The following is a 21,195-nucleotide window of genomic DNA, read 5'->3' on the forward strand; positions in this document are numbered from 1 at the left end:
GTCATCGCTCGCAGGTGGGGCGGTAGGGGACGCCGGGCAGGTAGAACTGCCACGACGAGGCGTCCAGCCCGCCCCCGGCCTCGGCGCAGGCGGCGGCGACCACCTGCCGCCGGGACGCGTTCACGGTGGACACCCGCCACAGCCGGAGCATGCCGTCGTTGCCCCCCGAGGCCAGCACGCTGCCGTCCTGGGAGAAGGCGAGCGAGAACACCGCATGGGTGTGGCCCGTCAGCGGCTGCCCGATGGGGCGCAGGCTGGGCGCCGGCGGGTCGAGGCTGTCCCGGGCGTTGCGGCTGTCCTGGGCGTCGCGGGCGTCGCGGGCGTCGCGGGCGGAGGTGTCCGCACCGTCGCCGGCTGGTCCGCTCCGACCCTCTCGACTCTCCCGTCCTTCCCGGTCCCGGCGGACCTCGTCCTTCTCCGTCTCGCTCGCGCAGGCGTCGAGGGCCGGGCGACCGATGAGGTCCGCGGCGTCCGCGGTGGCGGGGGGAAGCCGGGCGGCGGTGCGGGCGTCCCACAGGCGTACCCCGCGCCCAGAGCCGACGGCGAGAATGCTGCCGTCGGGGGAGAACCTGACTGCCCGCGCCTCCCCGGGGCCGGCGGGCAGCCAGCCCAGGAGGCGGCGGTTGCCGGCCCCGCCGCCGGCGGACCACAGGCTGACCCCGCCGAGCTCCTCGCCGACCGCCTCGACGGGGGCGGCGGGGGATCGGTCGACGCAGGTGTCGACCGGTCCGAGGGCGGGGGCTACCGGGTCGACCGGCCGTGGCCGCGCCGAGTCGCCGATGTCCCAGGCCATCCGGGTGCGGTCGAAGCCGGTCGCGACCAGCTGCCGCCCGTCCGCCGAGAACGTCACCGCGGTCACCTGACTGCGCAGGCCCGTCAGCGGCAGCCCGACGCGCCGCGGCTGGTCCGGGCCGGCCGCGACCGACCACAGCAGCACTGATGCGTCTGCACCGCCGGTGGCCAGCAGCTTTCCGTCGCGGGAGAACGCCACGGCGGTGACGGGGCTGCCGTTGGCCAGCGCCGTCCGGCTGCTGGCGAGGGTCTGGAGGCGCTCCTGGCTGGCGGCGTCCGGATGCACCGCCCAGGCGGCGAGTGACAGCCNCAGCGCGCGGATCCGGTCCGTCGCGCTCACGTCATCCGCCCTGGTCAGCAGGGCCTGGGCGATCACCGCCCGCTGGGCACGCTCGGCGGAGTGTTGTGCCTGCCGGGCGGAGACGCCCTGCCAGCCGGCGGTCGCGGCGCCGGCGAGCGTCACCGCGAGCAGGGCGGCCAGCACCGCGATCGTCCGGCGCCGGCGCCGGCGCTCCCGGTGACGCGCCGCCTCGACGCGGCAGTGGCACTCGGCGAGGAACCGCTGCCCGGCGTTGTTGAGGTTCACGACCGCCCGCCCGCCCGCGCGGAAACGGTCGTAGGACCCCCACAGGATGGTCGTGGCGGCGGTGAGCCGGTCGACGTCCCACAGCGGGCCGCCGTGTGCCCAGGCCGCGGCGGCCCGCTCGACCTGCCCCTCGCTGAGCAGCGCGGCCTCCCGCTCGCGGATCGCGGCGTCCAGCGGCGGCCAGACGGACAGCAGCGCCTCGTGGACGACGCCGACCCCGGCACCGCCGAGGCTGTCGCTGGCCGTCGACAGCAGCCGCTGTTCCACGAAGACGCCGAACGCGGTGCGCATGGCCTCCGACGGCAGTTCCGCCACCTCGATGCGGCGCCGGGTACGCCGGCCCCCCTCGTCCAGGGTGGCAAGCTCCGCCATACCGGCGAGGATCTCCGCTCGGGGCAGGCGGGCGGCGGCCACCGCCTCGTCGAGCACGGCGTCCGCCCGGCGCGCCAGCGCGCCGCGCACCCCGCCGAGCTCCTCGTAGCGCTGTGCGGACAGCCGCCCGCCGCGGGTCTGGTTGCGGGCCAGCTCGTGCAGGGTGAAGGCCAGCAACGGCAGCGCCTCGCCGCCGTCGGTGTCGGCGACCATCTGGCTGACCAGCTCCGGCTCCACCGACAGCCCGGCGACCCGGGCCGGCTCGGTGATCACGACGCTGAGCATGTCGCGCGCCAGCGGCCGCAGCGGAAAGGTGTGCAGGTGGGCGCCGTGCAGCTCGGGCAGGGCGAACAACTGGTCCTGGAACTCCGACCGGACCGCGATGACGACGCGGATGGGGCCGTCGAGCCCGCGGGAGAGAACTCCGGCGAACCGGGCCCGCTCGGCGGCGTCGGCGCGGGTGAACAGCTCCTCGCCCTGGTCGACGACGAGCAGCAGCCGGTCCCGGGGCTGGCCGTAGCCCGCGCTCAGCAGTTCCTCGGCGAGCCCGACGAGGGCGCGGTCGTCGGCGACCAGCCGCTGGTGGATCTCGCCCGGCTCCCAGCGCAGCCCGACGCGGATCGCCGTCTGCGCCAACGCCAGCGCCAGCTTGCGGGTCGGGTCGCGGCCCGGCAGGAACGGATCGGCGATCTCCCAGCCGGGCTCGGCCCCCAGCCGCGCCGTCAACCCCGCCGTGACCAGCGACGACTTGCCGCACCCGGACCCGCCGACGACGAGCAGCAGCCGCCGGTCGCTCAGCGCGCGCAGCCGGTGGGCGAGCCGACGCAGCTCGTCGGCACGCCCGTAGAAGACGCGGGCCATGTCCCGGGTGAACGGCCGCAGCCCCGGGAACGGCGAGCGATCCCACGCCCAGCCCAGGCCGCCGGCGGCGTCCACCCGCCGCAGCGGGCCGTCCAGATCGCCGATCCAGCCGCCGTTGTCGACGACGGCGACGTGCTGGCGGTCGTCGAGCAGCGGCGAGGCCACCCCCGCCTGCGCCCGCAGCGGCAGCAGCAGGCTCCCGACCTCGTGGGCGATGCCGATTTCGTAGGCGCACCAGGGGGAGGTGTTGTAGGCCTCGGTCACGACACAGATGACGGCGTCCGCGGCCCGCAGCTCCTGGTGCAGGCGCTCCTTCCAGACCTCACCCGGCCGGATTCCCGTCCGGATGTCGCGGGCCAGGAATGCCCGATGGCCGAGATCGGCCAGCGTGCGGTAGATCCGGTCGGCCAACTCCACGTCCGAGCTGGCGTGGCTGACGAAGACGCGTGCCACTGTCATCCCCAGTAATCGCCGCNCACATTGCCGTGCAGACGCGGTAGGTCGTCGATACTACCGCCCCGGAGTACCGCGTCGCCGGTACAAATACGGGATTGCCGCGGCCGGCCCCTGGACCGGTCGCGCCGGGGAAATCCCGCAATCGATCGGCCGCCGTCGGGGTATCCGCTTAAGCGCGGATGAACAGATGGTGGAGCGCGGGGAAATAAAGTGAACCAGGCGATCCGGTCGCCGCCCGGCGCCGTCGGAGACGCCCTGCTCGTCCTGCTCGATCTCGCCGAACCGCGCGAACGCGACGCCGGCCGCGGCCAGCCGGGACACGGTCGCGGCGGGTCACCCCGCTGCGCCGCTCCACGCGCCGCGCGCGCCACCGGATGCGGCGTGTGGTGCGCCTGCGGATGCGGCGTGTGGTGCGCCGGCGGCCGCGTGGCGGTGGCCGTCACCTGATCTCACGACGCCGCCGCACCCGGGCATGGCTCGGGCCACCTGACACCCACCCCCGTCCGCGGTCGCCGTGAAATCGCCGTCGCGGCGGCGCTTCGTACGAAGATTGCCCCGCCATACGGCACCTGTCCCTGCCCCGCACGGGGGACGCGGCCGATATTCCGGCGGTCCGGCTGCACACTCGGGCGCCGTTCATGGCATGCTCGGTTTCCGACGGTAGGAGCATGCGTCGGCCGGCTCGGTCAGGGTCGATCGGCCAGGCTTCTCACCGGCGACGGTCCGCCGTCGTGGATGTTGCCGGTTTTGTCGTCGTGTTGACGTGAGTCCTCATCGTGGAGGTTTGTTGTGAAGCGTGTCGGAGCAATTGTTCTGCTGGTTGCGCTCGTGGGTGGCGGCTTCCTGTTCCGCCGGCAGCGTGGCAAGCAGGACGCATAGGTCCGCGCCGCGTCGGCGCTGATCGGCGGGAATCCACCGCGCCCCTCGAGGAGGCTCGGCAATCGGTCCCGCCGGGTTCGGCTGTGATCGGATCGCCGTTTCGGCGGTCGTCTGTCGANCAACGTGGCGTGGGACGGTCCGTACGTGCATCAGTTTGACGCCGAGACGGCCGATCTCCTGCGGGCGATCTTCGACTTCACCGGGGNCCGCCTTGGATTCGATCCGGTTCCCCTGGACGGTCCGGCGACGCCGGCGGAGCTGTCCGCCAGGGCCGGCCGGACGATCACGGAGGACGGGATCGGCGGTCTCCGAGCCCTGGCGACGTTCGACGAGGTGCTCTCGCGCGCCTGCATCTCGGCGGACCATCCGCGCAACCTCGCCTTCATCCCCGCCGCCCCGACCCGGCTGTCGGTGCTGTTCGACGTGGTGGTCGGCGCGTCGTCCATCTATGCCGGAAGCTGGATGGAGGGTGCGGGCGCGGTCCACGCCGAGAACGAGACGCTGCGTTGGCTGGCCGACCTCGCCGGCCTGCCCGCCACGGCTGGGGGCGTGTTCGTGCCCGGTGGCACGGTCGGCAACCTGTCCGCGCTCGTCGCCGCCCGCCAGGCCGCCCGGGCGAGGCTGGCCGCCGAGGGCCGGCCGATGCCGGCGCGCTGGCGGTTCGTCTGCGGGGCGGAGGCCCACTCGTCGCTCTACCAGGCGGCGATGGTGCTCGACGCGGACATCGTGGCCGTGCCGACGGGGGAGGAGGGCCGGCTCACCGGTCCGCTGCTCGCCGCCGCGCTCGACGACCTCGCCGGCCGTAGCGACCTCGCCGGCCGAGGCGACCTCGTCGGACACCGCGACTCGGCCACGCCGAGCGACGGGCCCGTGCACGACGGGGTCTTCGCCGTCGTGGCGACCGCGGGGACGACCCAGTTCGGCATCGTCGACGACCTGCGGGGCGTGGTCGACGTCTGCCGTGACCGCGGCCTGTGGGTGCACGCCGACGGCGCCTACGGCCTGGCGGCGCTCGCCGCGCCCTCGGCCCGGCCCCTGTTCGACGGGATCGCCGACGTCGACTCGTTCATCGTCGACCCGCACAAGTGGCTGTTCGCCCCGTTCGACGCCTGCGCGCTGATCTATCGCGATCCCGCGCTGGCCCGGGCGGCACACGGTCCGCAGCGGGCCGGCTATCTCGACGTGCTCGACTCGGCCGTCAACTGGAATCCGTCCGACTACGCCATCGGGCTGTCCCGGCGGGCCCGCGGCCTGCCGTTGTGGTTCTCCCTGGCGGCGCACGGCACCCGGGCCTACGCCGAGGCGATCGAGACCACGCTGGCGACGACGCGGGCGGCGGCGGCGCAGATCGCGGCGCGGCCCGAGCTGGAACTCGTCCGCCCGGCAGAGCTTTCCGTGGTCGTGTTCCGCCGGCTCGGCTGGCAGGACGCCGACTATCACCGGTGGAGCGAGAACCTGCTTCGCGAGGGATTCGCCTTCGTGCCACCCACCCGGCATGACGGGGAGACCGTCGCCCGTTTCGCCGTCGTCAACCCGCGCACCACCCCGGCCGACATCGAAGCCATTCTCAACACGATGGTCTGATCTCGTGCTCGCGGTGTTCGGCGCCGTAAACCGCGGCCCGTGCCCCGTGCCCCGTGCTCTCCAGATCCCCTGGTGCCCGCGCTTCTTCGAGAAAGTCGGGCGGCGCGAGTCCTTTCGACCCGCGCCGCCCCGGCGCGGCGACCGGCGGGCGGCCGTCGCCTTCACCGCCCGGCATCGTCGGCGGTCCGGCGTCGGCGGCGGTAAGCCCGCCGATGCCACGCCCTAACCCTGGCTTCGCCCGGGTTATCGTTCAGGTGGCAACGTCAGTTGCCCACCGTGAAACGACGGTTGCGGTTACGCGGCTTCTCGACCTCGTCGACGACGGCGATCGCGAAGTCCTCGTGGGAGATGCCGATCTCGCCCTGGGCGTCCACCACGGGCCGGTCGTTGCCGGTGCGGTAGGCGCCCCGACGCTGTCCCTGGCCCATGTTGCGCGGCGGCGGGGCGATGGCCGCCCAGCGCACGTTGCGCGCACCCCGGTACACGTCGAGCGCGTCGACCTGGTCGAGCGCGTCCTTGCGCTCCGCGGCGGGGAAGTCCGGGCTGTCCACGAGCCGCTGGCCGTTGTCGTCCTCCAGGGTCCCGCCGCTGGAGACGTGCAGGACGGCCGGGGCCTGGTCGCCGATGCGGGGCAGGACGTCGACGAGGGTACGCGCGGCGTTCGCGTGCACCGGACGGTCGACACCNCCCACCGCCACGACGACGGCGTCCGCCTCCTGCGCCAGGCGCTGCACGGAGTCGCGCGACGTGACGTCGCCCTCCACCGCGTTGGNCTTGCGCGGAAGCTTCTTCACGCGGGCCGCGTCAACCTCGACCGCGGTGACCTCGTGTCCCCGTCGAATTGCTTCGTCGGTGATGCGGCGCCCGATCTGACCACCGGCACCAAAAATGACGATCCTCGCCATGCCATTGCCTCCGACTCACCGGTCGTGCAACTGATGGATAGATAGTCGTGCGTGTAATCGATGACGTCCGTCGCCCCATTGCGCCGGCGTCATGGTCAGTAAGTGAATTACTGTCCGCGCTGACTATTTCACGCTGCGCAGCGGCTNCAAGTTGACGTCGCCCGCTGCGGTCCGGGTCGCCCGAGTCGGGTGGGCGAAAAGGGAACGGGCCGCGCGCCGCGCGTTCAGGGCGCCGCGAGGGAGCGGGACGACACCTCCGGGACATGGCCCGCATTCCACTCGGGGCGTCGCACCGGTTTCGAGGGCATTGGGTGTGGCCGGTCGGGTGCGGTCGGTAAGATCCGCGGTGTCGGCCGGTAGGGGTCGATGTCGTGCCGGAGGACGGGGGCGTTGATGGCGCGGGTGTTGCTGGTGGTGGATCCGAACGTCGGCGCGAGCCCGGCCGATCTGGTGAGGGTGTGGACGTCGGCTCCTCCGGCCGCGGACGGTGCGGCGCTCGGAGACGGTGCGGGGCTCCCGGACGGGGCGGCGCTCGGGGACGGTGCGGTGGCCGTGGAGGCCGTCCGGGGGCGGGTCATGCTGCCGGGCGTGCTGGAGGTCCTGGTGCTACCGGTCGCGGTGAACCTCGCCAGCAGCGCGCTGTTCGAGCTGGTCCGCTCGTGGGTGGCCCAGGCCCGCGGGCCGGCGGCGCAGGATGCGGAGTTCGAGGTGGTGGAGACGACCGACGACCAGGGCAACCGGGTCGTGGTCGTCCGTCCGCGTCGCACCGTCCGATAGGCGGAGTCCGGCCGAGATCGGGCGGCACCACGCTTCTGCTGGAGCTTGCCGAGGAACTCGTCGGGCCGACGTGGTGAGCGTCGGGCCCGGCGTGCGGCCTGGTGCAGGGGCGGTGGAGGTGGGATTTGAACCCACGGAGGGGTTGCCCCCTCACACGCTTTCGAGGCGTGCGCCCTCGGCCACTAGGCGACTCCACCGTAGGCGAGCTTACCGGACGTCTCGACGGTCCGGTTCGCGGGGGTCGTCAGGCCGGTCCCAGGAGCTCGTCGCCGCCGGCCGGGCGTCGGCGTGCGGTTCCGCGGAACCGCGCCACGGCGATCATGGTCGCCCCGCCCCGCTTATCCAGAGGGATTTTTCGGGCACGGAGGCCTCTGGACAAGCAGGGGAGGGGCCAGATCGCGTGGAAGATCGGTGCTGGCGGGGAGTCAGCCGGTGGGTGGGCGGCGGCGGGCGGTGAAGAAGTCGGCGAGCAGGGTGGCGCACTCGGCGGCGCGGACGCCGGAGATGACCTCGGGGCGGTGGTTGAGGCGGCGGTCGCGCACGACGTCCCACAGCGAACCGACCGCGCCGGCCTTGTCGTCGACGGCGCCGTAGACGAGTCGGTCCACCCGCGCGAGCACCAACGCGCCCGCGCACATCGTGCACGGCTCCAGGGTGACCACGAGGGTGGCGCCGGACAGCCGCCAGGAGCCGACCCGGGCCGCCGCCGCCCGCAGCGCGAGCACCTCGGCGTGGGCGGTCGGGTCGCCGTCGCGCTCGCGGGTGTTGCGGCCCGCCCCGAGCACCGTGCCCTCCGGGCCCACCACGACCGCGCCGACCGGGACGTCGCCGTGCTCCGGCGCCAGCCGCGCCTGGGCCAGCGCGAGGCCCATCGCCGCCTCGTGATCGGACCCGCCGGCCGGGCCGCGCCCGCTCACCAAGCCGTGGGCGCCCGCTGTGCCGTAGGACTTTGCTGCGCCGCGTCCGGTGGTTGTGCTGTGGTCGGACCCGCCCGGTGGGGCGGGGTCAGCCACGGACGTCGTCGAGGATCTCGCCGGCGCCGGCGCGCTCGCTCAGGGCGCTGATCAGGTCTGCGGGCAGCATGCCCTCCTCGCCGATCAGCTCCAGCAGCGCCTCCTCGGAGGTGCCGAGGTCGACGAGCAGGTCGAGGTCGCCGACCGGGGACGCCTGGGTCAGCACGGAGGTGTCGTCGTCCTCGTCGTCCTCCGTGGCCAGGCCCGCCATCGACGGCAGGGCGTCGGCGAACAGGCGCTCGGCGAGCTCGGAGGTGATCAGGACCCGGCGGTCGGAGAGGAAGACCTTGGGGTCCGGTTCGTCGGCGCCGACCCGGACGATCGCCAGGTACTCGTCGTCCTCCTCCAGGAAGGCCACGATGGTGTCGTCACCGAAGTCGCGCATCNTGTCGGTGAGGGCGTCGAGGTCCTCGGCGCCCACCGGGTCGAGTTCGTGCACCGACCAGCGGCCGTGGTCCCGCGCGATCGCGATTGCCTTCGTCGTCACTGTGCGCCCTCACGTCCCTTCTGCAACCGCGTGGTGCCTGGCGGCCAGCCGCTACCCGGCCGGGGTCCCGGGCCCCGCGCGGCCTCGGCCNGATCCGTGGCCGGCCGTGCTCCGCCTGTGATTCTCGTCCTGAGGGCCGGTCTTGGGTATTCCGGTTCACCCCGTCGGGTGAGTTCTACCGCGACGCCGGGTTGATTCCCCCATGGTGGTCCGGTTGGCACCCGTTCGCACACCGGGAGGTAACACCAAAGTTCCGTCCGTGCCGGCCGGTCGGGCGGGCCGTTTGACCTGCGGCAATGGCACCCAGCCGGCAGACACGGCCACGAGGGGGGCGACGGGGGCCCGCCGCCGGCGGCATCGGCGCCGATCGGGACGTAACCGAACGGAAGCGGGGGTGGTCTTCGTCTCCCGGCACCCTCGTGGCACTGTAGAAAGCGCGATGACGACATCATTCCCGCGCAGGTTCACCGCCCGGACCCAGGCCGCGCTCGCCGTCGAACGCCTGGCGGCCGAGGCGTCGCGCCGGCTTGGCCGCGGGTCGGGCGAGATGATCGGCGGCAAGCTGGCCCTGCGGGTCTCCCCGGGGGCGCTGGCCGAGGTCGGCTCCCACCGCCGCACCGCGTGCGTGTCGGGCACCAACGGCAAGACGACCACCACCCGGCTGCTCGCCCGCGCGCTGGGCACCGGCGGGCCGGTGAAGTCGAACAGCGGCGGGGCGAACATGGCGCCCGGCGTCCTCGCCGCGCTCTCGCGTCCCCCGTTCGACGCCGCCGCCGCCCTGGAGGTCGACGAGATCTGGCTGCCGAAGGTGGCCAGGGAGATCCTGCCGCGGGTCGTGCTGCTGCTCAACATCAGCCGCGACCAGCTCGACCGGTCCAACGAGACCCGGCGCATCGCGTCGATGTGGCGGGAGCTCGGCGCCGAGCTGCCGGACGCCACGGTGGTCGCGAACGTCGACGACCCGCTGGTCGCCTGGGCGGCGGCCGGCTGGCGGCGGCAGGTGTGGGTGTCGGCCGGGCAGAACTGGACCGCCGACGCGATGGTCTGCCCCCAGTGCGCCCGGCTGCTGCACCGCAACGAGGCCGGCTGGTGGTCCGAGTGCGGGCTGGCCCGGCCCGAACCGATCGTCGCGGTCACCGGGCCCCGGGAGCTGCTCTGGTACGGCCGCACCATCTCGGCTCACCTCGACCTGCCCGGCNGGGTCAACCTCGGCAACGCGGCGATGGCCNCCGCCGCGGCCCGTGAGCTCGGCGTCGAGGTCGAGGCGGCGCTGGGCGCCATGGCCGGCCTCGGCGACGTGCAGGGCCGCTACCAGGAGGTCGTCCTCGGCGAGCAGGGCCGCCGCGGCCGGCTGCTGCTGGCGAAGAACCCCGCCGGCTGGGTGGAGATGATGGAGCTGCTCGCCGACGCGCCGCCCCGGCCCGTCGTCATCGACTTCAACTCGCAGACCGCCGACGGGCGGGATCCGTCCTGGATCTGGGACGTCCCCTTCGAGCGCCTCGCCGGCCGGCAGGTGCTCGTCGCCGGCGGGCGCAAGGAGGACATGAGCGTGCGGCTGGCCTACGCGGAGGTGCCGCACAGCGTGCACGCCAGCGCCGAGGACGCGGCGCTGGCGGCCAACGAGAAGGTGGTCGACGTGGTCGCCAACTACACGGCGTTCCGGGACCTGCTGGTCCGGAGTTCCCGATGAGGCGCACGTCCGCGACCCGGATCGCGCTGATCTACCCCGAGCTGCTCGGCACCTACGGGGACGGCGGCAACGCGATCGTCCTCGAGCAGCGGCTGCGCTGGCGGGGCCTGCCGGTCGAGGTGGTCAACGTCCCCGCCGGCTCGCCGGTGCCGGACAGCTGCGACATCTACCTGCTCGGTGGGGGCGAGGACGCGCCGCAGGTCCTCGCCGCCGACGGCATCCGGCAGAACCGGGCGATCGTGCGCGCGGTGGGATCGGGGGCGGCCGTGCTCGCGGTCTGCGCCGGCTACCAGGTGATCGGCGCGACGTTCCCGTCGGGCGGGGAGATCCACGAGGGGCTCAACCTCGTCGACATCGAGACCCGCCGTTCGTTCGCGCCCCCCGGGACGCCGCCGCCCGGACGGGCCGTCGGGGACATCGTCGTCGAGCCGGATCCGCGTCTCGGCCTGCCCACCCTGTACGGGTACGAGAACCACGCCGGGCGTACCCGGCGGCTGCCGGGGGCCGGCGGCTTCCCGCTCGGCGTGGTGCGCCGCGGAATCGGCGACGGCGACGGCGGCACCGACGGTGGTGGCGGCACGGGTGGTGGCGGTGGCACGAGTGGCGACGGCGGAGGCACCGACGGCATCGTCGACGGGCGGGTCGTCGGCACCTACCTGCATGGGCCGGTCCTGGCGCAGAACCCGGCGCTCGCCGACCTCCTGCTGACCTGGATCCACGGCGAGCTCCCGCCGCTGGACGCCCCTCGGGAGGCACAGGTGTTGCGCGAGGCCCGCCGCCGCGCGCTCGCCACCTCCTGACCCCGGCGGCGGCCCCACGACCCGCTCGGTCCCGCGGCCGCCTCGGACGAAGGAGTAGGTCCGAGCGTCATCTGGTCGCCCGTTTCCGGCGTTTCCCGGCTACCGGTGTGGTTCGGTTGGATCGTGGCGTCGAATCCCCTTGCCGGCTGGTGGGGCAAGAACAAGCGAACCNTACTCATCGTCGGGGCCGTCATCGTCGTGCTGTGGGTCTTCATCGAGCGCGGCAACGGCCCGAAGACCAAGCGCGTCAGCATGCCCAAGGACTACGNCTCGGCCGACCGGGAACTGCTCGTGCACGCCCCGTCGGACCCGAAGGATCCGATCCCGCTGGTGCTGATCCTGCACGACGACAACGTCGACGCCAAGACCCTCGACCATGACAGCGCCGCCGGCTCGGTGGCGAACGCCCGCAACTTCGCGGTCGCCTATCCCGAGGCGGTCGGNGGCACCTGGCGGATCGACTCCCCGGACGGCGCCGACGCGAAGTACCTGCGCGACGTGGTCAGCTACGTCTCCGCGAAGAAGACCAAGGTCGACCCGAACCGGATCTACGTGTGGGGCGTCGGCGAGGGCGNTCGGCTCGCGCTGACCGTCGTCTGCGGCGGCGCCAAACCGATCTTTGCGGCCGTCGGTGTGGTGGGGCAGTTCACGCAGGAGCCGCAGTCCNCCTGCCCGGGTCGGGCACCGGAGGCGAGGGTTGCCGAGACCAAGTGGAACAAGAAGGTCAGCGAGACGCTGTGGACGGCCTCCGCCAAGCACCACCTGGGAGCCTGAGCCCCGAGCCTCAGTCCGAGTCCGAGAACCTGATACCGGGCCCTGGGCCCGGGGCCGCTGACCGTCTGCCGGCCGAGGCCGGCCCGTCTGAGCGAGAGGCCGTCCGCAGAGGCGCCCGATGGCGGCCCTCCACGGCCTCCAGGTGCCGCGTACGCGCCCGCGACGGCTGGGTGGAAGCGAAGGTCCGCCGATGCCGCCGGGAGGGGGGTAGCGGCATCGGCGGACCTCAGTGGCCGGATGGAACCCGAGGGCCCGCCGGCCTCCCGCTGCGGATGGGGGGGGAATCCGAGGGAAGGCCGGCGGGGTCGGGGGCCTTCCGGCCGGACGGACGTCAGATGGGGGGGAGATCTGACGTCCGTCCGGCCGGAAGGAGGCGTTGCCCGGCTGGCACGGAAGCGAGGTCGGGTCGTGGTGCCGCGGGCGATGGCAGGGCCCGCGTACTGGAGCTGGTCCCGGCTCGGCCAGGACTACGACGCCGCCCGGCTTCGGCGGGCGCGCGGACCGGGTGCAGGTGGTCCGGCGGTGTCTCGGCGTCGGTGGTGTCTCGGCGTCAACGGAGTCTCGGCGTCGGCCGCGTCGTGGAACAGCGTCCGGGGCAGCCGCGATGATGACCCGGACGGTTCGGCGATGCGCACCTTCCGCCTGCCGGGGGGAGCAGGCCCGGCGGGGCGGGCACGACGGTGTACGGACGCGCGGTGAACCGAGGCCTGACCGGCGATCTGACCGCACGCGCGACCGGAGGGGGAGGCCGCGTCGCGATCGGCTCGGGGCTGGACGGGCTTCGTCGCACTTCCAGCCGGACGAGGTGACCACCGCAGGGCCGGNGCCGCACCGCAGGGCACCGTGCGCTGGCGTGAACGCTCTTAGACGCGTCCGACGTAGTAGGAGGTGGTGTAGATCGACTGGAGCTTCACGACGCTGCCCGTGTGCGGGGCGACCCACATCTTGCCGTCGCCGGCGTAGATGCCGACGTGGTAGATGTCTCCGGGCGAGCCGAGGAAGATCAGGTCGCCGGGCTGCTTGTTGTACTGCGACACCCGGGTGGTGGCGGCAAACTGGGCGTCCGTGGTCCGCGGCAGGCTCTTGCCGAGCTGCTTGAAGACGTACTGGACGAGCCCGGAGCAGTCGAACGAGCTCGGGCCGTCGGCGCCGTAGACGTACGGCTTGCCCGCCTGCAGGGAGGCCAGGTAGACGGCCTTCGCGCCGATCGAGNTGNACGGCACCGGCACGGACACCTGGGGGGAACCGACGGAGACGCCGCCGGAGAGGCTGCCCAGGCGGGCCGAGACACCGGCGAGCGGGGCCCGCTGCGGGCGCACGTTCAGGGTCGCGTCGTTGACCGAGTGGGCGGACTGCAGGGCGTCGGTGCCATCGAAGATCGCCGTGACGTTCGTCGTGGTGAGCACCCGCGCCGTGTAGGACGCGTAGCCCTGCGCGTTCGTCTGGAGGTGCTTGAAGGTGGCCCACCCGGTGGGGAGCTTCACCTGCACCTTGACGAGCTGGTTCGCCAGCGGCTCGTGGGTGGCCTCGTTGTACAGCGAGAAGCCGATGTCGACCGGCTCGTCCGCGTTCACGGTCACGTCGGGGTTCGTCACCCGCAGGCCGACCTGGACCTTGCCGGCCAGGGGCGGGGCGTCGAGCCCGTTCGCCGCACCGAGAGTGAGTCCCGAGGAGCTGTGCTCGCTGACCGCCGCCGCGGCGATGCTGCCACCCAGGGCGGCACGCGAGCCGATCTGCGCGGCGAGGGTGATCGGGGCGGTGTTCGGCGACTCTTCCAACGCCGTGTCGGCGTGGACGTCGGTGGCGCAGCCGGCCAGGGCCACTCCGGAGACAGCGACAGTCCCGGTGGTCATCGCGGCGAAGGCACGAGCACGGGCCCGGCTACGGGCGACCGGCGGCACGGTCTGGGCGCGGTGACGGCCGCGACCGGCGACGCGCGAATCTTCGTCGAGCTGCACGCTTTGCGCGGACAACGGTGTATTCCTTCCCGTACGCCTGCGAAGTGAGCTGTCGGGTTCGGGCTGGGCTNCCCGGTCCGAGGCGTGGCCTTCACGCACATCGGACTTGACCCCGAGACCAGCACCGCGGGTCGGTGCCGGCCGATGGAGGTGGGTCCCCCGCTCCTGCCCCAGATGACGACTCGGAGGGGACACCGTGGCCGGGGGCAGGATTCGGCGTTCGGCCCGGTGTTGTCGTGACGTCGGCGTGAGACTAGTCCACTTTGACGGGGTGGGTAAACACTAGTCCTTCCCAACTACAGCGAGTGTGCACCGAAGTGCCCCTGGACGGGACGCTCGGTCCGGCCCGTGCCGGCGNCCGCCACGGCCGCCCGATCGGCCAGGGAAACCGGGTATGGCCTGGGGTTCCGCCCTCGTCGAGAGGGTCGGTACGGACGGCTCGTGCGACGCCGACAAAGGCCCGGGCCCACCCCGGTCACTTCGGTCGAGCACCACGTACTCACGTCAGGTAGTCGAGCGGGCGGGGGTACCGGTATCCCCGGTCGGCCGCGGGCTCATCGGGCCCGGCCGCGCCGGGTCAGGAATCCGGCCGCGTCGAGCACCTGGAGTTCGACGGCGANCTCGTGCACCTCGCGGGGCAGGGAACGGTGGTGGGCCAGGGCGGCCACGGCGGCGCGGGCATGGTCGGCGAGCTCGTCCAGGGCGTGCTGGCGCTGGCGCATGCGGGCCCGCTCCTCCTGGATCGTGCGAACGGTGTCCTCCTGCCAGCGCCGGGTCCGGATGAGGTGCTCGCTGGCGTCGGCGGCCTGGCGCTCGGCGTCCTCGAGCCGGTTCAGCAGCGCGTCGAGGGCTTCGAGTCGCCCGGCGAGCTCGGCGATCAGGTCGCCCCGCTCGGGCAGGATGGCGGTCTNTCGCCGCTGGGGGTCAGACGAGGGCATGTACTCCCCTGACGGGTGGGGGATCGGGGAACCGCTCCGAGCGGTGGGCACGAGACCCGGTTGCTCCGACACGGTTGGTAACGGTAACCGACGGGGAGGNCCGGGTGTAACCCATCGTACGGATACGTCACGGCAGTCAACTGATAGCGAAAATGAGCTATGGACCGGCTACCCTTGCCAGGTTTTCGAGTGCATAGCACGCCCTGTGTTGTTTGTGGACTCTTTCGCCCGATTCGGGGCCCCCTGTCGCCCAACGGATCGGCGTCGTCGGGGTAGGAGTGGCCGGCCGCCCCGTTCGGGTCGTCCTGACGGCCAGGGCGCGACGGCCGGCCGGGCGCCGGCCGACCCCGCAACTTCTGTGACGTTGAGTAGCGGCAGGGCTGGTGGCGGGGGAAACGCGGCGGCCGTCGGCGGCGTCAGAGCCAGCCGTTGCGTTTGAACGCCCGGTACAGAAACAGGCAGGCCGTCGCCATCACGGCGAGAACCGTTGGGTAACCCCAGGTCTGGCGCAGTTCGGGCATGTGCTCGAAGTTCATTCCGTAGATTCCGGCCAGTGCCGTGGGAACGGCGGCGATCGCGACCCAGGCGCTGATCCGCCGCATGTCCTCGTTCTGGGCGATCGTCACCTGGGTCAGGGTGGCCTGCAGCACCGACGACAGCAGCTCGTCGAAGTGTTCGATGCGCTCGCTGACCTGCTCGAGATGGTCGGCGACGTCCCGGAAGTACCGCCGCATCGCCGCGTCGACCAGCCGCGGGCCCTCCGCCGTGAGCGTGCGCAGCGGGCCGGCCAGNGGCTGGACGGCGTGCTTGAGCTCCAGCAGCTCGCGCTTCATCTGGTAGGCGCTTTCCGTGGACGGGGTCTGGTCGCGCCGGAACACGCCGGCCTCGATCTGGTCGACGTCGACCTGGATCTTCTCCACGGTGTCGACGTAGTTGTCGACGACGCTGTCGCAGATGGCGTGCAGCACCGAGGTCGGCCCGTGCCGGAGCATCTCCGGCGTGGCCTCGAGCCGGCGCCGCAGCCGGGTCATCTCCCCGTGCTGGCCGTGCCGCACCGTCACCACGAAGTCCTCGCCGAGGAAAATCATGATCTCGCCGGTGGTGACCACCTCGGAGGTACCCGTCACCTCGGTGTGTGCCACGTAGCTGGCGGTCTTGAGGACCACGAACAGGTGGTTCTCGTACTGCTCGAGCTTGGGCCGCTGGCCGCCGGTGACCGCGTCCTCAACAGCAAGCTTGTCCAGGCCGTACTCCTGCGCCACGGCGGCGAGCTGGTCGTAGCTGGGCTCGAACAGGCCCAGCCAGGCGAAACCGTCGCGTTCCGTCCGCGCCACCCGCAGCGCGTCGGAGTGATCGACCTCCATCGTCACGCACCGCCCATGGCTGTAGACCCCGCACGCCATCACCCGGCCGTCGGGCGTCGCCGGCAGCTCGACCCGCCGCGCCCGGCGGCGCTTGCGGCCAACCCGGACCAGCGACACCGGCCGGCTCAGCGCGCCGGCGAGCCGGTGCGCGTTCGCCGAGGCCTGCCCCAGGGCGTCCTCCAGGGCGTCGAGCACCGGATGCTCGCCGCCCGCCTGGCCGGGCACGCCCGAGCGACCGTCCGGTTCCGTGTGCCCCGGTTCCGCGCGCCCCGGTTCCGCGCGCCCCGGTTCCGCGCGCCCCGGTTCCGCGCGCCCCGGTTCCGCGCGCCCCGGTTCCGCGCGCCCCGGCCCCGTGTGCCCCGGCTCCGCGCCTGCCGCGTCGTCTCGCACCATCGCCTCTTTCCCGTCGCCCACGTTGCCCGCCGCCCACGTTGCCAGTCGCCCAGGTTCCCGAGTTGCCGAGGTGCCCAGCTTCCCAAGCGGCCAAGCTTCCCAAGTGGCACAGCTTCCGCGGAACGCCCTCGCTTCCGCGTGCCCTCGTTCGCCGCGGGGTCCCCTCCATGGTGACAAGTCGGGCCCGGCCNCCACGACGTGATCCGCGGCTCGCCCCGGACGCGGCTCGATCGCCCCGGACGCGGGTCGGCATCGCTGGCAGGGGGATGGTTCGTGTGTGGTCCGAGGTTCGAGCGAGGGTCGGGAGGCAGGACCGTCGCTACTCGGAGATGCACACATGTGGCCTCGAGTAGTGATGACCTACTCGTTTAGGCTGATCGGCCATGGTGACCGAGGATCTGCCGCAGCTCGTGCGACTCGACGCGCCGATCGCCGCCGTGGTCATCCATCCCCGGGGCGCCCGGATCACCCGGCGGGGCCGGGTTCGGCTGCCCGTTTCCGCGGGCTACGGGTCCGTGGGGACGGGTCTCCGGGTCGAGCTGGACGGCCTGCCCTGGGAGCTCGCGCCCGACTCGGTCCGCGTCGGTGGCCGGGGCCCGGGCCGGGTGCTCGGGGTGGACGTGGTCGCCCGGACGCACCCGGAGCCCGCCGACACCGCCGGCGCGGATCTCGCCGCGCGCCGGCTCGCGCTGGCCGCGGAGCTGACCGCCATCGCCGACGAGGACGACGCCGAGCAGGCGCGGCGGGGCTTCCTCGACGTCGCCGCGCGCACCGGAGCCGCCGCCCTGGCGCGGTCCTGGGCGTCGACCCCCGGCGCCGCCGAGGGGTTGGCCGCCGCCGAGGATCTGCTCGCCACCCGGATCGGCGAGGTCCACGCCCGCCGCCGCGCCCTCGCCGGGCGCCGCGACGACCTCGAACGGCGGATCGCGGCGCTCGACCGGACGATCGAGGCCCGCCACGCCCCCCGCGTCCCGGACACCCGCACCGTCGTCGTCGACCTCGACCTCGACGCGCCTGCCGACCTCGACGCGCCTGCCGACCTCGACGCGCCTGCCGACGCCGACGCCCCTGCCGACCTCGACGCGCCTGCCGACCGCGACGCCCCTGCCGACGCCGACGCCCCTGCCGACCTCGACGCCCGTGCCGACGCCGACGCGATCACCGACGCGGATGTGGGTGCGGACGTCGAGCCCGACGCTGGCGTGGAAGCCGGCCGGCAGTCCGCCGAGGAGGGGGCCGAGGTCGAGCTGGAGGTGTCCTACCTGGTCTCGACCGCGGGCTGGCGGGCCGGCTATGACGCTCGCCTGGACGGGGAGCGGGTCACACTGACCTGGTTCGCGCTGATTGCCCAGCGCAGCGGCGAGGACTGGCCGGCCACGGCCGATCTCGTGCTCTCCACGGCCCGCCCGGCCGCGCACGCGGACCTGCCCGAGCTCACGCCCCAGTTCGTGGACCTGAGCCAACCGTCCCCACTCCCGCCGCCGGCCGTGGCTCGGACGGCCGCGGTGCCTGCCGCCGGCGGGACGCCCCCGGGCCAGTCCCGAGGCCGGTCGAAGGCGAAGCAGACGAAGGTCCTGAGGCCGGCGGTGGCCGACGAGCCGGAGATCGACTTCGCCGGGTCGGCGACCTACCGGCCGCCCCGGCGGGTCGCGATCCCGGCCGACGGCGGCCGGCACCGCCTCACCGTCGCGGTGATCGAGTTCGGCGCCTCCCTCGATCATCTGACCGTCCCGAGGATCTCGCCCGACGCCTACCTGCGGGCCACCATCACCAACACCTCGCCGCACACCCTGCTGCCCGGCAAGGTCTCGATCTTCCACGGCACGGACTTCGCCGGCAGCGGCACCATCGGCACGGTGCCATCGGGGGCCGAGGTCGAGCTGCATCTCGGCGTCGACGACCGGGTGCGGGTCGAGCGTGAGCTGGTCCACCGGGCCACGGGACGCCGCGTGGTCGGTGNCAACCGGCGGATCGAGGCCGGCTACCGCATCGAGGTGACCAACCACACCCCCCGGCCGGTCCGGGCGGTGGTGCGCGACCAGATCCCGGTCTCCCGGCACGAGAGTGTCGCCGTCCGGGACTTCCAGGCACGGCCCGAACCGGACGAACGGACCGACGTCGGCCTGCTGTCCTGGACGCTTGCCCTCGGTCCGGGTGCCACCGGGCGGGTGGAGTTCTCGTTCCGGCTGGAGCATCCCCGCGGGATGGAGCTGACCGGCTGGCGCGACTGAGCCGACGCCGCTCAGGCGGTCGTGTCCGCCGGGGCGCGCAGCCGGCGGGTCCACGCGCCCTCGACGATCTCGCCGCGGGCGTCGATGATCGCCCAGTCGACGACGTCGGCGCTGCGGATGCGCAGGGGCCGGCCCATCCGGATGTGCGCGACCGACGGGTGCGCGCCGTCGTTCAGGCTGCGCCCGCCCAGCAGGGTCGCATGCTGCCAGCTTGACACCAGGGCCCAGGGCCATTCGGCCCCGTCCGGGACCGCCACCTGGTGGCGCACGATCAGGGTCCCCAGGGGCGGAAGGTCCCGGCCGAGGAACCGGCGCCGAACGTCGACGAGGCGTGAGCGAGCGGCGAAGACCGCCTGGTCCCGGGCCATGGGGACATTACTGCCAACCATGCCCACAATAGTAGTGGAATCCTTCCTTACGGTAGGCATCGGTGTGGGCGACCGGCACCTTTTGTGATGCTCTCGGTACCGTTGCGTGAGGACCATCGGGATGNGGCCCCGGTCGCGAAGGCGTAGCTNCACAGTGCTGATAACTCTCCGCTACGTATCAACCCATCACGGGTGAGGTGATCATGGCTGAGACGTTGACGACCCTGGTGGACGCGGCGCACGAGGATGCCGTCCATCTCCTGGAGCTGTCCCGCGACGGCCGCGACGCGACCGGCGCCCCGGACGCGACGCCCACCGATCCGCGCCAGGCGCTGCATGCCAGNGACGCGGCGGTGGCGGCCGTCTCGGCCCACCTCAGTGCGATGGAGGCGGTCGTCTACCCGGAGATGGCCCGCCGGGTTCCGGGTGGCCGCGCGCGGGTCGCCGAGCTGGGCCGGTTGGCTCGCCGGTGCTCGTCGGTGATGCGCGGGATCGAGCAGTACGTGCAGGGCGACCTCAACCGCCCGGCGGGCAGCGTCGCCAGCCTGCGCCGAGACCTCGCGGCACTGCTCGCCGAGCATGCCAGGGCGGAGGACGGGTTGCTGCGTGAGCTCACCGAACGGCTCTCCGACGCGGACCGCCAGCACCTGGTCGACCGCTTCGCCGACGCCATGCGCCACGCCCCGACCCGGCCCCACCCGCATCTCGGCCACGGCGGGATCTTCGGTGGCAGCCTGGCGATCCGGCTGCTCGGCAGCTTCGATCACCTGCTCGACGTGATGGATTCGCGCGAGGTGGCCGGCGCCCCGGTGCGGGCCCCCGCGCCTGCCGGGCTGTGGGGCTGGTACCTGCTCGGGCGGCCCACCTCGCCCGCCCCGGAGTGGCCGGCGGCGGATCAGCCCGCCCCACCGGCCGACCGGGCCCAGCCGGAGGCCGAGATCGCCTCCGGGCCCGAGATCGGGTCAGGGCGCTCTGCCGCCCGTGGGACCGGCCCGCGCCGCTGAGTCCTCGACGCTCACCCCTCGCGGGGCCCGGTGTGGTCGCCCCCGGATCCCCGGCCGATCCGGCGCGCCACGGCCTGACCCGATGGTGAAATGTCCCTAACCTCGGTCAGGTGGCGGCCGTGGCGTACAGCGCGATCGGCGTTCCGCTGCGCGCGATTGCCCGTGGGCATGCCATGCTTCGGGTCCAGGATGGGCCTAAATGGCCCGCGTGTCGTGCACTGCCGAGGAGATGTGTCAGGAACCGAGAGCACCGCGGTCCGGGTGCCAGGAACGGAACCGGCGGATGTGGTCTGGCCGATACTCCTCGTCGAGGACGATGACGCGGACGCCTATCTGGTGTCCGAGCTGCTCGACGAGGTTGCGGCGCCGGTCGAGCTGACCCGGGTGCGCACCGTGGCCGAGGCGGTCCGCCGTAGCAAGCAGGTCTCCTGCGTGCTGTTGGACCTCGGGTTGCCCGACAGTGAGGGCCTCTCGGCGCTGCGCCGNCTGCTGGCGGTGGAGGCGGGCGCGCCGGTCGTCGTGCTCACCGGCCTGGTCGACGAGTACCGGGGCGCCCAGGCGGTCGCCGCCGGCGCCCAGGACTACCTCGTCAAGGGCCAGGTCGACGGGCGGGACCTGGTGCGCGCCGTGCGCTACGCGATCGAACGCAAGCGGGCCGACACGGCGGCGCAGGCGCTGCGCGAGTCGGAGCTGCGTGCCGACGAGCGGGCCCGGCTCGAACGCGGCCTGTTGCCCCGTCCGCTCTACGACGACCGCCAGCTGCTCCACGCCGCCCGCTACCGGCCCGGTCGGCAGCAGTCGCTGCTCGGCGGAGACTTCTACGACATGGTGTCCACCCCCGACGGGACGATCCACGTGCTGCTCGGCGACGTCTGCGGGCACGGCCCCGACGAGGCCGCCCTCGGGGTCAGCCTGCGTATCGCCTGGCGAACCCTCGTGCTGGCCGGGGTGGCGGAGGCCGAC

Annotated in this window: 11 protein-coding genes, 1 tRNA gene, 16 pseudogenes and 1 riboswitch; of the genes and pseudogenes, 14 read left to right on the plus strand and 14 right to left on the minus strand. The window is 73.3% G+C overall.

The genetic code is table 11. From position 1 onward, the window contains the following. Position 1 precedes the first annotated feature (1 nt). Both UK94_RS38550 and UK94_RS38555 read right to left on the minus strand, forming a co-directional pair. Complete coding sequence (locus tag UK94_RS38550) at positions 2 to 1,078, minus strand: hypothetical protein (protein WP_268761203.1); 1,077 nt, start codon at positions 1,076 to 1,078, stop codon at positions 2 to 4. A gap of 24 nt (positions 1,079 to 1,102) precedes the next feature. Next, positions 1,103 to 3,070 (minus strand): annotated as a pseudogene (locus UK94_RS38555) (toll/interleukin-1 receptor domain-containing protein); the annotation flags it as partial. A 1,082-nt stretch (positions 3,071 to 4,152) separates the two neighbouring features. Here UK94_RS38555 and UK94_RS03365 point away from each other — a divergent pair. Beyond that, positions 4,153 to 5,530, plus strand: a pseudogene (locus UK94_RS03365) (pyridoxal-dependent decarboxylase); the annotation flags it as partial. Positions 5,531 to 5,793: 263 nt separating this feature from the next. Here UK94_RS03365 and UK94_RS03375 read toward each other — a convergent pair. From UK94_RS03375 to UK94_RS38565, 3 genes and pseudogenes are all read right to left on the minus strand, one after another. Continuing rightward, positions 5,794 to 6,216, minus strand: a 423-nt coding sequence (locus tag UK94_RS03375; protein ID WP_235486329.1) for a potassium transporter TrkA, incomplete at its 5' end; no start/stop codon positions are given. Between the two features lies 1 nt (position 6,217). Beyond that, positions 6,218 to 6,302: pseudogene (locus UK94_RS38560) on the minus strand (potassium transporter TrkA); the annotation flags it as partial. A 1-nt stretch (position 6,303) separates the two neighbouring features. Beyond that, positions 6,304 to 6,435 (minus strand): annotated as a pseudogene (locus UK94_RS38565) (potassium transporter TrkA); the annotation flags it as partial. 393 nt (positions 6,436 to 6,828) lie between these two features. Between UK94_RS38565 and UK94_RS03380 the strand changes: the two are divergent. Next, positions 6,829 to 7,212, plus strand: coding sequence for a hypothetical protein (locus UK94_RS03380; RefSeq protein ID WP_041938740.1), 384 nt, complete (start codon positions 6,829 to 6,831; stop codon positions 7,210 to 7,212). 110 nt (positions 7,213 to 7,322) lie between these two features. On the opposite strand, the gene UK94_RS03385 is transcribed toward UK94_RS03380, so the two are convergent. The 4 genes and pseudogenes from UK94_RS03385 to UK94_RS38570 all read right to left on the minus strand — a co-directional run. Next, positions 7,323 to 7,409, minus strand: a tRNA-Ser gene (locus UK94_RS03385). Between the two features lie 228 nt (positions 7,410 to 7,637). Continuing rightward, entirely contained in the window at positions 7,638 to 8,129 is a 492-nt protein-coding gene (gene tadA, locus UK94_RS03390; RefSeq protein ID WP_011601884.1) for a tRNA adenosine(34) deaminase TadA, read from the minus strand. A gap of 88 nt (positions 8,130 to 8,217) precedes the next feature. Beyond that, a partial coding sequence (locus tag UK94_RS03395; protein ID WP_235486330.1) for a tRNA adenosine deaminase-associated protein occupies positions 8,218 to 8,611 on the minus strand: 394 nt, incomplete at its 5' end. 1 nt (position 8,612) lies between these two features. Next, positions 8,613 to 8,712: pseudogene (locus UK94_RS38570) on the minus strand (tRNA adenosine deaminase); the annotation flags it as partial. A 439-nt stretch (positions 8,713 to 9,151) separates the two neighbouring features. Here UK94_RS38570 and UK94_RS38575 point away from each other — a divergent pair. The 6 genes and pseudogenes from UK94_RS38575 to UK94_RS38600 all read left to right on the plus strand — a co-directional run. Next, on the plus strand, positions 9,152 to 9,910 hold a 759-nt coding region (locus UK94_RS38575; protein ID WP_268761197.1), incomplete at its 3' end, for a Mur ligase family protein. 31 nt (positions 9,911 to 9,941) lie between these two features. Next, a pseudogene (locus UK94_RS38580) lies at positions 9,942 to 10,402 on the plus strand (DUF1727 domain-containing protein); the annotation flags it as partial. Beyond that, entirely contained in the window at positions 10,399 to 11,202 is an 804-nt protein-coding gene (locus UK94_RS03405) for a cobalamin biosynthesis protein CobB (RefSeq protein ID WP_011601887.1), read from the plus strand. The pseudogene UK94_RS38580 and the gene UK94_RS03405, both read left to right, overlap by 4 nt. 291 nt (positions 11,203 to 11,493) lie before the next feature. Beyond that, positions 11,494 to 11,645 (plus strand): annotated as a pseudogene (locus UK94_RS38590) (plasmid partitioning protein); the annotation flags it as partial. A gap of 1 nt (position 11,646) precedes the next feature. Beyond that, positions 11,647 to 11,776: pseudogene (locus tag UK94_RS38595) on the plus strand (plasmid partitioning protein); the annotation flags it as partial. Position 11,777: 1 nt separating this feature from the next. Next, positions 11,778 to 11,868: pseudogene (locus UK94_RS38600) on the plus strand (plasmid partitioning protein); the annotation flags it as partial. A gap of 971 nt (positions 11,869 to 12,839) precedes the next feature. On the opposite strand, the gene UK94_RS38610 reads toward UK94_RS38600, so the two are convergent. From UK94_RS38610 to UK94_RS75730, 4 genes and pseudogenes are all read right to left on the minus strand, one after another. Continuing rightward, the gene (locus tag UK94_RS38610; protein WP_313949448.1) at positions 12,840 to 13,184 is read right to left on the minus strand and encodes an NlpC/P60 family protein; all 345 of its coding nucleotides are present in this window, start codon (positions 13,182 to 13,184) and stop codon (positions 12,840 to 12,842) included. 770 nt (positions 13,185 to 13,954) lie between these two features. Continuing rightward, a riboswitch (cyclic di-AMP (ydaO/yuaA leader) is annotated at positions 13,955 to 14,124 on the minus strand. A gap of 430 nt (positions 14,125 to 14,554) precedes the next feature. After that, positions 14,555 to 14,844: pseudogene (locus tag UK94_RS03420) on the minus strand (hypothetical protein); the annotation flags it as partial. 444 nt (positions 14,845 to 15,288) lie between these two features. Continuing rightward, a partial coding sequence (locus UK94_RS38615; protein ID WP_313949444.1) for a CorA family divalent cation transporter occupies positions 15,289 to 15,663 on the minus strand: 375 nt, incomplete at its 5' end. A gap of 1 nt (position 15,664) precedes the next feature. After that, a pseudogene (locus UK94_RS75730) lies at positions 15,665 to 16,629 on the minus strand (CorA family divalent cation transporter); the annotation flags it as partial. 383 nt (positions 16,630 to 17,012) lie between these two features. Between UK94_RS75730 and UK94_RS03430 the strand changes: the two are divergent. Both UK94_RS03430 and UK94_RS38625 read left to right on the plus strand, forming a co-directional pair. Next, on the plus strand, positions 17,013 to 18,588 hold a 1,576-nt coding region (locus UK94_RS03430; protein ID WP_235486331.1), incomplete at its 3' end, for a DUF4139 domain-containing protein. Position 18,589: 1 nt separating this feature from the next. After that, positions 18,590 to 18,860, plus strand: a pseudogene (locus UK94_RS38625) (DUF4139 domain-containing protein); the annotation flags it as partial. Positions 18,861 to 18,871: 11 nt separating this feature from the next. On the opposite strand, the gene UK94_RS03435 reads toward UK94_RS38625, so the two are convergent. Next, the gene (locus tag UK94_RS03435) at positions 18,872 to 19,228 is read right to left on the minus strand and encodes a hypothetical protein (RefSeq protein ID WP_011601895.1); all 357 of its coding nucleotides are present in this window, start codon (positions 19,226 to 19,228) and stop codon (positions 18,872 to 18,874) included. Positions 19,229 to 19,431: 203 nt separating this feature from the next. Here UK94_RS03435 and UK94_RS38630 point away from each other — a divergent pair. The 4 pseudogenes from UK94_RS38630 to UK94_RS38640 form a co-directional block, all read left to right on the plus strand. Continuing rightward, positions 19,432 to 19,571: pseudogene (locus UK94_RS38630) on the plus strand (hemerythrin domain-containing protein); the annotation flags it as partial. A 1-nt stretch (position 19,572) separates the two neighbouring features. After that, positions 19,573 to 20,232: pseudogene (locus tag UK94_RS03440) on the plus strand (hemerythrin domain-containing protein); the annotation flags it as partial. A gap of 261 nt (positions 20,233 to 20,493) precedes the next feature. Continuing rightward, positions 20,494 to 20,717 (plus strand): annotated as a pseudogene (locus tag UK94_RS38635) (serine/threonine protein phosphatase); the annotation flags it as partial. 1 nt (position 20,718) lies between these two features. Next, positions 20,719 to 21,195 (plus strand): annotated as a pseudogene (locus UK94_RS38640) (serine/threonine protein phosphatase); the annotation flags it as partial.

It is taken from the genome of Frankia sp. AvcI1, assembly GCF_001420875.1.
GTDB lineage: Bacteria > Actinomycetota > Actinomycetes > Frankiales > Frankiaceae > Frankia > Frankia alni.